Origin of the sequence: Rhodococcus sp. PD04, assembly GCF_035918275.1 — a bacterium.
Taxonomy (GTDB): domain Bacteria; phylum Actinomycetota; class Actinomycetes; order Mycobacteriales; family Mycobacteriaceae; genus Rhodococcus; species Rhodococcus rhodochrous.
The window spans coordinates 4018231-4033375 of record NZ_CP142143.1; the positions used below are offsets into that span (position 1 = coordinate 4018231).

Below are 15145 nucleotides of genomic sequence, written 5' to 3' on the forward strand. Positions count from 1 at the left end.
CGCCTCGCGACGACGTGCACCCGCGGGGGACTCCCGCAGGTGCACGTCGTCGAGACGGTTCGGTTATCCGGCCTGGTCGGACCGATGTGCCGCCCGGCGGCGCAGTCGTCGTGCCGCAGCGACGAGGTTGCGCAGCGACGGCTCGAGCTGCCAGTGGTGACGGGTCTTGAGACCACCGTCCGGATTGGCCCACAACCGGTCGAGTTCCACCGATTCCGCCGCCTCGGTGAGCAACTCGTCGAGCTCGTCGATGTCCGGGATCCGGGCCGAGCGGGACTCGTAGACACCGGGACCGACACCGTGGGACAGCGCGCGGTCCTTGATCGCCTCGAGCACCCAGCGGATCGAGCGTGTCGCCACGATCGCCGTGACGTCGGCGTCGAGCCGCTCGATCGCGTCGACCACCGACGCCTGACCCGAATAGGTCAGGTGCGTGTGGATCTGCGTCTCCGGCTTCGCGCCACCGGTGGCGAGACGGAAGGCGTCGACGGCCCAGTCGAGGTACTCGGAGCGCCCGTCCTGCCGCAGCGGCAACAGTTCCCGGATGGCCGGTTCGTCGACCTGGATGATCGCGATGCCCGCCCGCTCGAGATCGGCGATCTCGTCGCGGATGGCCAGCGCGAGCTGGTCGGCCGTCTCGTGGAGCGGCTGATCCTGACGCACGTAGGAACGCGCCAGCATCGTCACCGGACCGGTGAGCATGCCCTTGACCGGCTTGTCGGTCAGCGACTGCGCGAACGAGATCCACTCGACCGTCATCGGCTTCGGCCGCACGATGTCGCCGTAGAGGATCGGCGGACGCGTGCAGCGCGAACCGTAGGCCTGCACCCAGCCGAAGTGCGTGGTGGCGAAGCCCTCCATCAGCTCGGCGAAGTACTGCACCATGTCGTTGCGTTCGTGCTCGCCGTGGACGAGGACGTCGAGACCGATGTCCTCCTGCAGACGGATGGTGGACTCGATCTCCTCCTGGATCCGCTTGACGTACTCGTCGTACGACATCCGGCCACGACCGAGTTCCGCTCGTGCCCTGCGGATCTCCGCGGTCTGCGGGAACGACCCCAGGGTCGTCACCGGCACCGGTGGCAGATCCAGGCGCTTCTGCTGCGCGGCGCGGCGCTCCTCGTACGGCGCGCGCACCCGATGTGCGGGTGTGACCGCGTTCAGACGTGCACGGACGGTGTGCTTCTGCTTGAAGTGCACCGACACGGGCGGCTTGCGCCACCGCTCCTCGGCTCCGGTCGTGAGCGCCTTGGCGAGGGAGACCACCTCCCCCACCTTCTGCTTCGCGAACGCGAGACGGTCGGCGACGTCGCCGGGGATGTCGTACTCGACGAGCAGGTCGTAGGGCACGTGCAGCAACGAGGACGAGGTCGACACGACGAGATCCGGTGCGACCGCGGCGAGCGACTTCAGGTAGTCGAGGGTGCGGTGGCGGTCGACCTTCCACACGTTGCGGCCGTCGACGACACCGGCGTAGATGCGCTTGCGCTTGAGTCCGGGGACTGCGGCCAGTTCGTCCGCGCTGATGCGGCCGTTGACCAGGTCCAGGCCGATCGCCTCGATCTTCGACGCGGCCAGGATCGGCAGTGCCTCACCGAGATGCCCGTACGGGCCTGTCACGAGCAGACGCGGACGCAGCGGAGCGTGCGAGAGCGCGTCGTAGGTACGCGCGAGGGCTGCGAGCTCCTCCTCGCTGCGGTCCTCGGTGAACGACGGCTCGTCGAGCTGCACGCAGGTGGCGCCGGCGCGGGCGAGTTGCTCGAAGAGCTTCTCGTATTCGGGGAGCAGTGCGTCGAGCAGGTCGAGGGTGCGGAAACCCTCCTTCGTCGACGTCGGTGCGACCTTCGACAGCAGCAGCAGCGAGACCGGGCCGAGCACCACCGGCCGCAGCTCGATACCCTCGGCCTTCGCACGCTCGAACTCGTCGAGTACGGCCGCCGAACTCAGCTCGAAGACGGTGTTCTCGTCGAGTTCGGGCTGGCGGTAGTGATAGTTGCTGCCGAACCAGCGCACCAGCTCGAGCGGCGGGAAGTCCTCGCGGCCACGACACAGCGTGAAGTACAGATCGAGCGGGTCGAGCTCGTCGGCCAGCGGACGGAACCGCTCGGGCAGCGCGCCGAACAACAGCGCGTTGTCCAGGACGTGGTCGTAGTAGGAGAACGTGTTGCCGGGTACCTGGGTCAGACCCGTGGCTGCGAGCTCGCGCCAGGTGTTCTCCTGGAGCTCGCGAGCGACCGCGACGAGTTCGTCGCGCGTGCCCTCACCGTGCCAGTAGGCCTCGAGGGCGAACTTGAGCTCGCGGCGGGGCCCGATGCGCGGGTACCCGAGGATGCTCGATCCGTATCCGTCGGCGAGAGTTGCCATGTCGGCGTCGACCTTTCCCTCATGCACGTCGCGCCCGTGCACCGGTGACCAGTGTTCGGAACACTGTCGCCGGGCACGGGCGCCGTGTGCGGTGGTGCTACCTGGCTAGCCGGCCTTCTTGACCGTGCGACCGTTGTCGGCGTACTCGTAGAAGCCGGCGCCCGACTTCTTGCCGACGAGTCCCGCCTCGACCATGCGCTGCAGCAGCGGCGGGGCCGAGTACAGGGGCTCCTTGAACTCCTCGTACATGGAGTCGGCGATCGACTTGACGGTGTCCAGACCGACGAGGTCGGTCAGGGCGAGCGGACCCATCGGGTGGGCGCAACCCAGGACCATCGTCTTGTCGATGTCCTCCTTGGTGGCGAAGCCGGACTCGACCATCCGGATCGCCGAGAGCAGGTACGGCACCAGCAGTGCGTTGGCGATGAAACCTGCACGGTCGGAGGACCGCACGACCTGCTTGCCCAGTACGTCGGCGGCGAACGCCTCGGCGCGCTTGGTGACGGTGGGGCTGGTCTTCAGGGTGGTGACGAGCTCGACGAGCGGGAGCACCGGCACAGGGTTGAAGAAGTGCATGCCGATGACACGCTCGGGCGCACCGGTCGCGATACCGAGCTTCATGATCGGGATCGACGAGGTGTTCGAAGCGAGCACCGCGTTGGGATCGGTGACGATCTTGTCGAGCTCCGCGAAGATCTCGCTCTTGACCTTCTCGTCCTCGACGACGGCCTCCACCACGAGCTGCCGATCGGCGAAGTCACCGAGATCGGAGGTGAAGCGCAGACGCCATGCGGCCTGCTCACGCTCCCGTTCGGTGATCTTTCCGCTGCTCACGCCCCGGTCCAGCGACCGGAGGATGCGGGCACGTCCGGCAGCCGCGAGTTCACGGGTCTGCTCGAACACCAGTACGTCGACATGAGCGCGTGCGCACACCTCGGCGATACCTGCGCCCATGATGCCGGCGCCGATCACGCCGACGCGCTGAATCTTTTCGCTGGTCACGTCAGCTCCTTCTCGTTGTGGGGGTCGTGGCCGAGGCCGGAAGTACAAGCGAGGACCCGTCGGGTGCGCGCGTTTCGAACTGCTCCGGATACGCACGCACCCCGCGGCAGGACATGGGGACCTGTGGATCCCGCCGCGGGGTGGTGGACCTCGGGGTGGCGCTGGTTCCTAGTGGAACTGGCCTTCCTCGGTGGAGCCCTTCAGGGCAGCCGTGGAGGTGTTGGGATCGACGGTGGTGGCGATGGTGTCGAAGTAGCCGGCACCGACCTCACGCTGGTGCTTGATGGCGGTGAAGCCGCGCTCCTTGGCCGCCTTGAACTCGCGCTCCTGCAGGTCGACGAAGGCCGTCATGCCCTCGCGGGCGTAGCCGTGCGCCAGGTCGAACATGCCGTAGTTGAGCGAGTGGAAGCCGGCGAGGGTGATGAACTGGAACTTGAAGCCCATCGCGCCGAGCTCCTTCTGGAACTTCGCGATGGTCGCGTCGTCCAGGTGAGCCTTCCAGTTGAAGGACGGCGAGCAGTTGTAGGCCAGCAGCTGGTCCGGGAACTCGCTGCGGACGCCCTCGGCGAACTTCTTGGCGACCTCGAGGTCCGGAACACCGGTCTCCATCCAGATGAGGTCGGAGTACGGAGCGTAGGCCTTCGCACGGGCGATGCAGGGCTCGATGCCGTTCTTGACGTGGTAGAAGCCCTCGGCGGTGCGCTCACCGGTGATGAACGGGCGGTCGCGCTCGTCGACATCGGAGGTGATGAGGGTCGCGGCCTCGGCGTCGGTGCGGGCGATGACCACGGTCGGGACGTCCGCGACGTCGGCCGCGAGGCGAGCCGAGGTCAGGGTGCGGATGTGCTGCTGCGTGGGGATGAGCACCTTGCCACCGAGGTGACCGCACTTCTTCTCCGACGCGAGCTGGTCCTCCCAGTGCGAACCGGCGACGCCGGCCGCGATCATGGCCTTCTGCAGCTCGTAGACGTTGAGGGCGCCACCGAAGCCGGCCTCACCGTCGGCGACGATCGGAGCGAGCCAGTTGTCGACGGAGGTGTCGCCCTCGACCTTGGCGATCTCGTCGGCGCGCAGCAGCGCGTTGTTGATACGGCGGACGACCTGCGGAACCGAGTTCGCCGGGTACAGCGACTGGTCCGGGTAGGTGTGGCCGGACAGGTTGGCGTCGCCGGCGACCTGCCAACCGGAGAGGTAGATGGCCTTCAGGCCGGCGCGGACCTGCTGGACCGCCTGGTTACCGGTGAGGGCGCCGAGCGAGTTGATGTAGTCCTCGTTGTTGACGAGGTCCCACAGGATCTCGGAACCGCGGCGAGCGAGGGTGGCTTCCTCGACGACGTTGCCCTGCAGCTTGGCGACCTGCTCGGCGGTGTAGTTGCGGGTGATCCCCTTCCAGCGCGGATTGGTGTCCCAATCCTTCTGGATCTCTTCTGCAGTCCTCGGGGTGCCGGTGGTCGACATCAAATCTCCACTCTCTAGATCTGCCCCGCTCGGGATGAAGCAGTACGCGTGTACGACTTCACATCCTTTGCGTGCCGTTCGGATGTACAAGAACGACAATGACACAGTCCAAAAAACCCGTCTACCTGTTGCTAATGCCAATCTCGGCTATTTTCGTCGCAGCCATTGCGAAGATTGCTAATCGATGGTCGGTCCAACTACCCGAATCGGGCACGGGTTTATTACCCGCGAGTAGTAACTACCTCGGCTTTTGCCGCTGCCGTCCGGCCCACACCGCCGGGACGCCTCGTCCCGCCGACTCCCCCACCTCGGGACGGATCGGACACCTGTCTGTGACTGCCTTCACAAGCGGTGATCGCGGTTTGTGATCCCCATTGACCCCTGGAATCCCATCCGTAACATGTCTCGGGCCGGATCGGGGCCGGTGCGTCGCAGTGCCTTCGTGTCTCAGGGCCCCGGCCGAACAGCCCCCCGAACACGAGGAGTCGACATTCTCTCGAGTACGTCGCGGTCGATCGTCGAAGCGACCCTGCCGGTGGTCGGCGCCGAGATCGGCACGATCTCACGTGTCTTCTACAACCGGCTCTTCCGGGCCGTCCCGTCCCTGCGGGACACCTTCAACCGCACCAACCAGGCCAACGGGGCCCAGCAACGTGCGCTCGCCGACTCGGTCGCCGCTTTCGCATCACTGCTGGTCACCCACGCACCGACCGACATCGACCCGATCATGGAGCGGATCGCCGCCAAACATGCGTCCCTCGGTGTACAGGCCGCGCACTACGGGATCGTGCGGACCCACCTGTTCGCCGCGATCGCCGAGGTGCTCGGCGACGCCGTCACACCGCAGGTCGCCGTGGCCTGGCACGAGGTGTACACGCTGATGGCGAACTCGCTCGTCGAGCAGGAGACGGAGTTGTACCGGCGGGCCGGTGTGGCCCCCGGTGACATCTGGCGTCGGGTGGTCGTCACCGAACACGAGTACGACGGCGCGCACGCGGCCACCTTCCACCTCCGCTCCGTCGACGGTCGGCCGCTGCCGGCCTTCCTTCCCGGCCAGTACATCTCGGTGCGGGTCGCGCTGCCCGACGGCTCCGAGCAGATCCGCCAGTACACCGTCTTCCCGGGCAGGACGAGCGGCGAGTGGGCCGTCACCGTCAAGCGCGTGCCGGGCGGACTCGTCTCCCCCGTGCTGTGTGACGGCCTGCGCGTCGGCGATCACCTCCTCGTGTCACCGCCGTTCGGCAGCGTCGTCGTCGATCGGGGCAGCGAACCGTTGCTGCTCGTCTCGGCGGGCGTGGGCGTGACGATGACGATCGCGGCGCTGCGCGACATACAGTCCCGGGGCGACGGTCGGAGCGTCGACGTCGTCCACGTCGACCGCACCCCCTACGAACAACCGCACCGGACCGAGCTCGCCATCCTGGTCGACTCGTTGCCGGACGCCCGGCTGCACGTGCGCTACACCGAGTACGACGAGATCCGCGGCGACGGACGAACTCCCCTGTCCGGTCTGACGATTCCGGGCGATGCCCGCACCTACGTGTGCGGTCCGATCCCGTTCATGCGTGCCATCCGCTCCGATCTCGTCGCGTCGGGCGTGTCCCCCGGGTCGATCCACTTCGAGGCGTTCGCGCCGGGCTCGTGGTTCGGTCTCGAGGCCCCACCGATCTCCGTCGATTAACACGCTGCGAACGCTGCCTTGCGAAGGCTGCGAGGCAGTTCTACCCTGGGCGAATGGCCAAGACCTATGTAGGCGCCCGGCTGCGGCAGCTACGCACCGAGCGAGGACTCAGCCAGGCTGCGCTCGCCAAGACCCTCGAGATCTCGGCGAGCTATCTCAACCAGATCGAGCACGACGTCAGGCCCCTGACCGTGCCCGTCCTGCTCCGGATCAGCGAGGTCTTCGGGGTCGACGCCACCTTCTTCTCCTCGCAGGACGACACCCGTCTGATCGCGGAGATGCGGGAGGTCGCGCTCGACCGGGAGATGGGCATCGAGGCCGACGCCCAGGAGATCGCCGAGATGGTCGCAGCCCACCCCACTCTGGCGCGCGCGATGGTCAATCTCCACCGGCGCTTCCGCAACACCACCGCGCAGCTCGCCGTCGCGACCGAGGAGAGATACAGCGACGGCAGCGGCAGCGGTGCGATCACCATGCCCCACGAAGAGGTCCGCGACTACTTCTACCAGCGGCAGAACTACCTGCACGATCTCGACACCGCGGCCGAGGAACTCGCCAACCGCATCCGGTTCCACCGCGGCGACGTCGGGGGCGAGATCGCCCGCCGCATGACCACGGTCCACGATGTGCAGATCGTCAAGCGCATCGACCTCGGCGAGAACATCCTGCACCGTTACGACCCCGAGACCCGTGTCCTGGAGGTCGCGCCGCAGCTGTCCGGCGGGCAGCAGGTCTTCAAGCTGGCCATCGAACTCGCGTACCTGGAGTGCGGAGAGCTCATCGACCGCCTCGTCGCGGAGGGTTCGTTCACGAGCGATGCCTCACGCGCGCTGGCCCGGCTCGGGCTCGCCAACTACTGGGCGGCCGCGCTGATCCTGCCGTACACGCAGTTCCACGAGATCGCCGAGGACTTCCGCTACGACGTCGAACGCCTGTCGGCCTTCTACGGCGTCAGCTACGAGACGATCGCGCACCGACTGTCGACACTCCAACGTCCGAAGCTGCGGGGCGTCCCGTTCTCGTTCGTGCGCGTCGACCGCGCGGGCAACATGTCGAAGCGCCAGTCCGCCACCGGTTTCCACTTCTCCACCAGCGGTGGCACGTGCCCGTTGTGGAACGTCTACGAGACCTTCGCCTATCCCGGCAAGATCATGACGCAGATCGCGCAGATGCCCGACGGTCGTCGCTATCTGTGGGTCGCGCGCACGGTCGAGCGTCGCGCCGCGCGTTACGGCCAGCCGTCGAAGACGTTCGCGATCGGCCTCGGCTGCGAACTGCGGCACGCGCATCGCCTCGTCTACGCCGACGGTCTCGACCTCGACGAGTCCAATCCCGGCACACCGATCGGCTCGGGTTGCCGCGTGTGCGAGCGGATGAACTGCCCGCAGCGAGCCTTCCCTCCCCTGGGCAAGGAGATCGACATCAACGAGCACCGTTCGTCGGTCTCGCCGTATCTGGTGCGCTGAGCGTCGGTAGGCTCGTCGCATGGCACGCACCCCCGACTCGATAGGCGCGAAGGCACTCGAGTTCCTGTCCGAGTACCACCTCGCGACGCTCACGACCCTCCGCAAGGACGGCTCGCCGCACGTCGTCGCCGTCGGGTTCACGTGGGACGGCGAGGCGGGCCTCGCCCGCGTCATCACCTTCGAGGGCTCCCAGAAGACCCTCAACGTCGAGCGCGGGGGGTATGCGGTGGTGAGCCAGGTCGACGGTGGTCGCTGGCTCACCCTCGAGGGCCCGGCCCGCGTGACGCGCGAGCCGGCCGACGTCCGCGAGGGCGAGCGTCGCTACGCCGCCCGCTACCGCGAACCCCGCCCCAACCCCCGCCGCGTCGTCATCGAGATCGCCGTCGAGCGCGTGATGGGCTCGGTCCTCGACCCCGCCTGACGCATCCGCTACGGGATTCGCCATCCGCTACCGCAATTGCTGTAGCGAATGACGAAAGATGTAGCGAACGCGTTGTCCACAGGGCGACGACTCATCCACAGATCGGTCGGAATCCCCGACTCCCGCGATTTTCGGGGGCAGACGTGCGGCACGGTGGTCGCCATGGAGCCCATCCTGCGCGGCGACGCCCTGACGACCGGCCTCAGCGACGCCGAGATCCGCCGAGCACTGCGCAACGGTGAACTCGAACGACTCGAACCCGGGGTGTACATCGCCGACGCATCCCTCGACGACCTCGACCGCTACCGCATGCGCGTCCGGTCCGTCGGTGCGCGTCTGTCCGACGACACCGTGATCAGCCACGAGTCCGCCGCTGTCCTTCACGGACTCGCCTTGTGGAAGCCGGACCTGGCACGAGTGCACGTCACCCGCGACAGGTCGGCCGGTGGACGCAGGACTGCGAGTCGCCACCTGCACGTCGCGCCATTACCCACCTGCGACCGGTCGGAGGTGGACGGCGTTCCCTGCACCTCGATGGCCCGAACGGTCGTGGACCTCGCCTGCACGCTCGACTTCGACGCGGCCGTGATCGCCGGCGACTCCGCCGGGTCCCGTGAGCCGGAGTTCGCGGAAGCGCTCACTCGTTGCCTGGCCGAGTCGGGCCCTCGTACGGGCATCGCCGCGGCACGGCGGGTGGCAGCGTTCGTCGACGGTCGCAGTGAGAGTCCCGGCGAATCGCTCAGCCGGGTGCGTATGCAGGAGGTCGGCATGCCGTCACCGATCCTGCAGCAGGAGATCAGAACCCCCGGTGGGCTCTTCGTCGGGCGAGCCGATTTCTACTGGGAGGACGAAGGCGTCGTCGGTGAATTCGACGGCATGGGCAAGTACGACGACGGCGGGATCGAAGCGGTCCGTCGGGAGAAGCGACGCGAGGACGCACTGCGCGATCTCGGCTTCGAGGTGGTGCGCTGGACGTGGCCGGAACTGTTCCGGTTCGACGTGGTCCGCGCCCGTTTCGATCGGGCCGTCGCCCGCGCCCGGAGATAATCGGTAGCGGATGCTTGTGCGCACTTTGTAACACACGCGAAATCTGTGTCACGCGACCGTGACCGGACGATATTCCCGCGCAACAACTCCCTTCTACTGTGTGGCCTCACGGATACAGCGCTGTATACGCCTCCCGGATACACCGGGGGTCCTCTCCGGCCACACCTTCGAAGGAAGGGCTCTACATGTCTGTTGTCAGGTCCAGGCTCGCCACCCGCGCCATCGCGGCCCCCGCAGCACTCGTCGCAGTCGGACTCGTGTTGTCCGCCTGCGGAAGCCGCGCGGGTGACGAGGGCAGCACGGCCGCCTCCGGTGCTGCGTCGTGCGTCGACACCTCGGGCGACACCATCAAGGTCGGCTCGCTCAACTCCCTGTCGGGCACGATGGCGATCTCCGAGGTCACCGTCCGCGACTCGATCGCGCTGGCCGTCGAGGAGATCAACGCCGACGGCGGTGTCCTCGGCAAGCAGATCGAGATCGTCTCCGAGGACGGCGCCTCCGAACCGACGGTGTTCGCGGAGAAGGCCGAGAAGCTCATCGGATCCGACTGCGTCGCAGCGGTATTCGGTGGTTGGACGTCGTCGAGCCGCAAGGCGATGCTGCCGGTCTTCGAGGACCGCAACGCGCTGCTGTACTACCCCGTCCAGTACGAGGGTCTCGAGTCGTCGTCGAACATCTTCTACACCGGCGCGACCACCAATCAGCAGATCGTGCCGGCCCTGGACTACCTGAAGGAACAGGGCGTGACGTCGCTCTACCTCGTCGGTAGCGACTACGTCTTCCCGCAGACCGCCAACCGCATCATCAAGGCGTATGCAGAGGCCAACGACATCGAGATCAAGGGCGAGGACTACACCCCGCTCGGCTCCACCGACTTCTCCACCATCGTCAACAAGGTGCGCACCGCCGACGCCGACGCGGTGTTCAACACCCTCAACGGCGACTCCAACGTCGCATTCTTCCGCGAGTACACCAACGCCGGCCTCAACGCTAAGGACATGCCGGTCGTGTCGGTGTCCATCGCCGAGGAGGAGGTGGGCGGCATCGGTGCGCAGAACATCGAGGGCCAGCTCACCGCGTGGAACTACTACCAGACCGTCGACTCCCCCGAGAACACCTCCTTCGTCGAGGCGTACAAGGCGAAGTACGGCGCCAACAAGCCGACCTCCGATCCCATGGAGGCCGCCTACACCTCGGTCTACCTGTGGAAGAACACGGTCGAGAAGGCCGAGTCCTTCGAGGTCGACGACGTCATCGAAGCCGCCGACGGCGTGACCTTCGATGCCCCCGAGGGCACCGTCACGATCGACGGCGACAACCACCACATCACCAAGACCGCCCGCATCGGTGAGATCCGCGGCGACGGCCTGATCTACACCGTCTGGGAGTCCGACGGCGCCATCGAGCCCGACCCGTACCTCGAGTCCTACGACTGGGCGTCGAGCCTGTCCGGTAACTGACAGCGGAAGCCGAAGAGGGAGACGACATGGATGTCCTTGTAGGACAGCTCTTCACAGGGTTGAGTATCGGATCGATCCTGTTGCTGGCAGCGCTGGGGCTGTCGCTGACGTTCGGCCAGATGGGCGTGATCAACATGGCCCACGGCGAATTCATCATGGCCGGCAGCTACACCGCGTTCGTCGTGCAGCAGGTGATCTCGTCGGCCGGGGTGTCCCTGTTCGTCTCCCTCCTCGTCGGCTTCCTGGTGGGCGGCGTGATGGGCGTGATCCTCGAGGTCACCCTCATCCGCCGCATGTACCACCGCCCGCTCGACACCCTGCTGGTCACCTTCGGTGTGGGCCTGCTGTTGCAGCAGGCCGCCCGCGACATCTTCGGCGCCCCCGCCGTCAACGTCATCGCACCGTCCTGGCTCTCCGGCGGCGTGGAGATCTTCGGGGCCGTCGTCCCGAAGACCCGCCTGTTCATCCTCGCCCTCGCTGTGGTGTGCGTGGTCGCCCTGATCGCATCGATGAAGTACACGCCGATGGGACGACGGATCCGGGCCGTGGTGCAGAACCGCGATCTCGCCGAGACGGTGGGCATCTCGTCGCGCCGCACCGACATCACCACCTTCTTCCTCGGCTCCGGTCTCGCCGGCCTCGCCGGGGTGGCCCTGACACTCATCGGCTCGACCAGCCCGACCATCGGCCAGTCGTACCTCATCGACGCCTTCCTCGTCGTCGTCATCGGCGGCCTCGGCCGCATCGAGGGCGCGGTGCTCGCGGCCGTCGCACTGGGCCTGCTCAATTCGTTCATCGAGTACTCCACGACCGCGTCGATCGCGAAGGTCATCGTGTTCGTGCTCATCGTGATCTTCCTGCAGGTCCGCCCGCAGGGCCTGTTCGCCGTCAAGACGAGGAGCCTGGTCTGATGTCGTCGACATTCTCGGTCCGCAGCTTCACGAAACCCGGGCCCGTCCGCACAGCAAGCGGATTCGCGATCGCCGCGATCATCCTGTTCGGTCTCGCACCCGCCGTCCTCTCCGATTTCCGTCTCGGCCTGCTCGGCAAGTTCCTGTGCTACGCGATCGTCGCCGTCGGCATCGGTCTGGCCTGGGGTCGCGGTGGCATGCTCACCCTCGGCCAGGGCGTCTTCTTCGGCCTCGGCGCCTACATCATGGCGATGCACCTGAAGATCTCCGACGCCGAACTCCGCGGCGACACGGTCCCCGACTTCATGCAGATCGCAGGCATCCGCGAACTCCCCGCCTACTGGGTGCCGTTCGCCTCCCCCGCCGTCACACTGCTGGCGATCCTGATCGTGCCGGCCCTCATCGCCGCCCTGCTCGGTTTCGGTGTGTTCGCCCGCCGCGTCAAGGGCGCCTACTTCGCCATCCTCTCCCAGGCACTGGCCGCCGCGTTCGCGATCCTGCTCGTCGGCCAGCAGTCCACCGGAGGGTCCAACGGCCTCAACCGTTTCCGCACCTTCTTCGGCTACGACCTGTCCGATCCGGTCAACAAGCGGATGCTGTTCTTCATCGTCGCCGCGATCCTGCTGCTCGTCGTCGCCGCGACCCGCCAGCTCATGCAGTCCCGCTACGGCGAACTGCTCGTCGCCGTGCGCGACCAGGAGGAGCGGGTCCGCTTCCTGGGCTACGACCCCGCCCTGATCAAGGTGGCCGCCTACACCGTCGCCGCCTTCTTCGCCGGCATCGCCGGTGCGATGTTCGTGCCCATCGTCGGCATCATCTCCCCCGCCGACGTCGGCATCGTCCCGTCCATCGCATTCCTCATCGGTGTCGCCATCGGCGGACGCACCACCCTGCTCGGCCCGGTCCTCGGCGCGGTGGGCGTGGCGTGGGCACAGACCACCCTGTCGGAGAACTTCCCCTCCGCCTGGACCTACGCGCAGGGCCTGCTGTTCATCGTCGTCGTCGGCTTCTTCCCCGCCGGCCTCGCCGGGGTGATCACCCTGCTCCGCCGGCGCCGCCGCACCACCCCGACGGAACCCACACCGCCGGCCGAACCCGAGACCGCCGACCTTCCCGAGATGGAGCCCGTGCGATGAGCAAACCCGTCTACGGCGGCAACGCCGGAATGAGCAGCGACTACCTCGAGATCCGCGACCTGCGTGTCACCTTCGACGGCTTCACCGCCGTCGACGGCGTCGACCTCACTCTCCTCCAGGGCGACCTGCGGTTCCTCATCGGCCCCAACGGCGCCGGCAAGACGACCCTCGTCGACGCCGTCACCGGCCTGGTCCCGGCGACCGGCTCGATCACCAAGTCGGGCGTCGAACTGCTCGGCAAGAAGACCCACATGATCGCGCGCCTCGGCGTCGGCCGTACCTTCCAGACCGCCTCGGTCTTCGAGGAACTGTCGGTTCTGCAGAACCTCGACATCGCCGCCGGCGCGGGCCGCTCCCCGTGGCAGTTGCTGCGGCGCCGCAAGGACGTGCTGCCCGAGATCGAGGAAGCGCTCGAGACGATCGGCCTGACCGCTCACCGTGACACTCCCGCGGGCATCCTCGCCCACGGGCAGAAGCAGTGGCTCGAGATCGGCATGCTGCTCGTGCAGAACGCCGACGTGCTGCTCCTCGACGAACCCGTCGCCGGCATGAGCCACGACGAACGCGAGGAGACCGGGCAGCTGCTGCGCCGCATCGGTGCGCAGCGCACGGTGGTCGTCGTCGAGCACGACATGGACTTCATGCGCGCCTTCGCCACCTCGGTCACCGTCCTCGCCCGCGGCAAGGTCATCGCCGACGGCACCGTCGACCAGGTCCAGAACGACCCGCAGGTCCAGGAGGTCTACCTCGGGACCGCCACCGCTCCCCAGGAGGCATGATGCTCGAACTCGTCGACGTCCACGCCGGTTACGGTCGCACCGAGATCCTGCACGGCATCTCCCTCACCGTCCCGACCGGGAAGACCGTCGCGGTCATGGGCCACAACGGCGCCGGCAAGACCACACTGCTGCGCGCCGCCGTCGGTCTGCTGCCCGTCACGAAGGGCAAGATCCTCTTCGACGGTGAGGACATCACGTCGCTGCGACCGTCCGCGCGGGTCGCCCGCGGCCTGGCCTACGTCCCACAGGGGCAGCAGTCCTTCGGTCAGCTCACCTGTCGTGAGAATCTGCAGGTCGTCGCCGACACACGACGCAACGGCCGGCAGCTGGTCGCCGACATGCTCGACCTGTTCCCCGCCCTCGTCCCGCTGCTGGACCGGCGGGCCGGTCTGCTCTCCGGCGGTCAGCGGCAGCAACTCGCCATCGCCCGCGCACTGATCACCGAGCCGCGCATGCTCATCCTCGACGAGCCCACCGAGGGCATCCAACCGTCGGTGGTCGCCGAGATCGAGAACACCATCGTCGAACTCGGTCGCAGCGGCGACCTCGGGGTGCTGCTCGTCGAACAGCACATCGGTTTCGCCCTCGACAACGCCCTGCACTACTACGTCCTCGAATCCGGGCGCATCACCTCGACGGGTGACGGCGGTGTCGACGCCGCCTCCACCGTCCGTGCGGCGATGGCGATCTGATGGCCGCCGACACACGGCGTGAACGGGTCTACAAGGCCCTGCGCGCCCGTCTGATGTCCGGGACACCCTCCCCCGACGAACGACTCAGTGAAGAACGCCTCGCCGAGCAGTACGGGGTGTCGCGTACTCCGGTGCGCGAGGCCCTCGCCCGGTTGGTCTCCGACGGGCTCGTCGAACGTCGCGACCAGGGTCTGTATCCCTACCGTCCGCGCTTCGACGACCTCGCCGATCTGTACGAGCTGCGGACCACCCTGGAACTGCGCGGGATCCGCCGCGCGCTCGACGGCGAGTCGGTGCGGCACGATCCCGACGTCCTCGGCCCCGAGCTCGACCGCTGGTACGAGATCCGCGAGGATCCGCCCGAACCCGACGCCGGCTTCGTCACGCTCGACGAGCGCTTCCACATGACGTTGCTCGCCGCCTCCGGCAACCGCGCACTGTGCGATGCACTCGCCTCGGTGAACGCCAAGGTGCGCCCGGTGCGGATGTTCGACTACCTGACCCCCGACCGCATCGTCGCCACCGTCGACGAACACATCGAGGTCGCCGAGCTGGTCCTCGCCGACAAGCTCGACGACGCCCACGACCTGCTGCTCGCCCACATCGACACCTCGCGTTCGGTGGTCGTGCGCCGGGCCGAGGAGGCACGCGCCTTCGCCCGGATGGCCCGCGCCGTCCGAGACTGACCCTCCGGTCGTGTCACGTGACCGGACGGGTTCGTTCGGGCA

The 15145-nt window shown here is 67.4% G+C and carries 13 protein-coding genes; 10 read left to right on the forward strand and 3 right to left on the reverse strand.

Annotation, left to right across the window (positions count from 1 at the left end; translation table 11 throughout):
* Positions 1 to 63 precede the first annotated feature (63 nt).
* The 3 genes from metE to aceA form a co-directional block, all read right to left on the reverse strand.
* Entirely contained in the window at positions 64 to 2364 is a 2301-nt protein-coding gene (metE, locus tag U9J23_RS18430) for a 5-methyltetrahydropteroyltriglutamate--homocysteine S-methyltransferase (RefSeq protein ID WP_085469711.1), read from the reverse strand.
* 105 nt (positions 2365 to 2469) lie between these two features.
* Positions 2470 to 3366, reverse strand: a complete 897-nt coding sequence (locus U9J23_RS18435) for a 3-hydroxybutyryl-CoA dehydrogenase (RefSeq protein WP_059383403.1) — start codon at positions 3364 to 3366, stop codon at positions 2470 to 2472.
* Positions 3367 to 3534: 168 nt separating this feature from the next.
* Positions 3535 to 4824 carry an isocitrate lyase gene (gene aceA, locus U9J23_RS18440; protein ID WP_006553580.1) on the reverse strand — a complete coding sequence of 430 codons (1290 nt, stop codon included), beginning with the start codon at positions 4822 to 4824 and terminating at the stop codon, positions 3535 to 3537.
* A 535-nt stretch (positions 4825 to 5359) separates the two neighbouring features.
* Here aceA and U9J23_RS18445 point away from each other — a divergent pair.
* From U9J23_RS18445 to U9J23_RS18490, 10 genes are all read left to right on the forward strand, one after another.
* Positions 5360 to 6505 carry a globin domain-containing protein gene (locus U9J23_RS18445; RefSeq protein WP_230823133.1) on the forward strand — a complete coding sequence of 382 codons (1146 nt, stop codon included), beginning with the start codon at positions 5360 to 5362 and terminating at the stop codon, positions 6503 to 6505.
* Between the two features lie 53 nt (positions 6506 to 6558).
* Positions 6559 to 7971 carry an acetate metabolism transcriptional regulator RamB gene (gene ramB, locus U9J23_RS18450; RefSeq protein WP_006553582.1) on the forward strand — a complete coding sequence of 471 codons (1413 nt, stop codon included), beginning with the start codon at positions 6559 to 6561 and terminating at the stop codon, positions 7969 to 7971.
* Positions 7972 to 7990: 19 nt separating this feature from the next.
* Complete coding sequence (locus U9J23_RS18455; RefSeq protein ID WP_059383405.1) at positions 7991 to 8392, forward strand: PPOX class F420-dependent oxidoreductase; 402 nt, start codon at positions 7991 to 7993, stop codon at positions 8390 to 8392.
* Between the two features lie 162 nt (positions 8393 to 8554).
* Positions 8555 to 9439, forward strand: coding sequence for a type IV toxin-antitoxin system AbiEi family antitoxin domain-containing protein (locus U9J23_RS18460; protein WP_059384731.1), 885 nt, complete (start codon positions 8555 to 8557; stop codon positions 9437 to 9439).
* 185 nt (positions 9440 to 9624) lie between these two features.
* A complete protein-coding gene (gene urtA / locus U9J23_RS18465; RefSeq protein ID WP_106201442.1) occupies positions 9625 to 10899 on the forward strand; it encodes an urea ABC transporter substrate-binding protein in 1275 nt (424 codons plus the stop codon).
* Between the two features lie 26 nt (positions 10900 to 10925).
* Positions 10926 to 11810, forward strand: coding sequence for an urea ABC transporter permease subunit UrtB (gene urtB, locus U9J23_RS18470; RefSeq protein WP_059384723.1), 885 nt, complete (start codon positions 10926 to 10928; stop codon positions 11808 to 11810).
* Positions 11810 to 12946 carry an urea ABC transporter permease subunit UrtC gene (gene urtC / locus U9J23_RS18475; RefSeq protein WP_326599679.1) on the forward strand — a complete coding sequence of 379 codons (1137 nt, stop codon included), beginning with the start codon at positions 11810 to 11812 and terminating at the stop codon, positions 12944 to 12946. The genes urtB and urtC overlap by 1 nt, the downstream gene beginning before the upstream one ends.
* Positions 12943 to 13725 carry an urea ABC transporter ATP-binding protein UrtD gene (gene urtD / locus U9J23_RS18480; protein ID WP_326599681.1) on the forward strand — a complete coding sequence of 261 codons (783 nt, stop codon included), beginning with the start codon at positions 12943 to 12945 and terminating at the stop codon, positions 13723 to 13725. Before urtC ends, urtD begins: the two co-directional genes overlap by 4 nt.
* On the forward strand, positions 13725 to 14417 hold the full coding sequence (gene urtE, locus U9J23_RS18485; RefSeq protein ID WP_326602961.1) for an urea ABC transporter ATP-binding subunit UrtE: 693 nt from the start codon (positions 13725 to 13727) through the stop codon (positions 14415 to 14417). Before urtD ends, urtE begins: the two co-directional genes overlap by 1 nt.
* Positions 14417 to 15103 carry a GntR family transcriptional regulator gene (locus U9J23_RS18490; RefSeq protein WP_059384721.1) on the forward strand — a complete coding sequence of 229 codons (687 nt, stop codon included), beginning with the start codon at positions 14417 to 14419 and terminating at the stop codon, positions 15101 to 15103. Before urtE ends, U9J23_RS18490 begins: the two co-directional genes overlap by 1 nt.
* The last annotated feature ends 42 nt before the right edge of the window (positions 15104 to 15145 follow it).

What these genes read in the sequence shown, in the direction of transcription:
- metE (WP_085469711.1), bottom strand. Translation starts at nt 2,364, where the DNA reads ATGGCAACTCTCGCCGACGGATACGGATCGAGCATCCTCGGGTACCCG.
- aceA (WP_006553580.1), bottom strand. Translation starts at nt 4,824, where the DNA reads ATGTCGACCACCGGCACCCCGAGGACTGCAGAAGAGATCCAGAAGGAT.
- ramB (WP_006553582.1), top strand. Translation starts at nt 6,559, where the DNA reads ATGGCCAAGACCTATGTAGGCGCCCGGCTGCGGCAGCTACGCACCGAG.
- U9J23_RS18455 (WP_059383405.1), top strand. Translation starts at nt 7,991, where the DNA reads ATGGCACGCACCCCCGACTCGATAGGCGCGAAGGCACTCGAGTTCCTG.
- U9J23_RS18460 (WP_059384731.1), top strand. Translation starts at nt 8,555, where the DNA reads ATGGAGCCCATCCTGCGCGGCGACGCCCTGACGACCGGCCTCAGCGAC.
- urtA (WP_106201442.1), top strand. Translation starts at nt 9,625, where the DNA reads ATGTCTGTTGTCAGGTCCAGGCTCGCCACCCGCGCCATCGCGGCCCCC.
- urtB (WP_059384723.1), top strand. Translation starts at nt 10,926, where the DNA reads ATGGATGTCCTTGTAGGACAGCTCTTCACAGGGTTGAGTATCGGATCG.
- urtC (WP_326599679.1), top strand. Translation starts at nt 11,810, where the DNA reads ATGTCGTCGACATTCTCGGTCCGCAGCTTCACGAAACCCGGGCCCGTC.
- urtD (WP_326599681.1), top strand. Translation starts at nt 12,943, where the DNA reads ATGAGCAAACCCGTCTACGGCGGCAACGCCGGAATGAGCAGCGACTAC.
- urtE (WP_326602961.1), top strand. Translation starts at nt 13,725, where the DNA reads ATGCTCGAACTCGTCGACGTCCACGCCGGTTACGGTCGCACCGAGATC.
- U9J23_RS18490 (WP_059384721.1), top strand. Translation starts at nt 14,417, where the DNA reads ATGGCCGCCGACACACGGCGTGAACGGGTCTACAAGGCCCTGCGCGCC.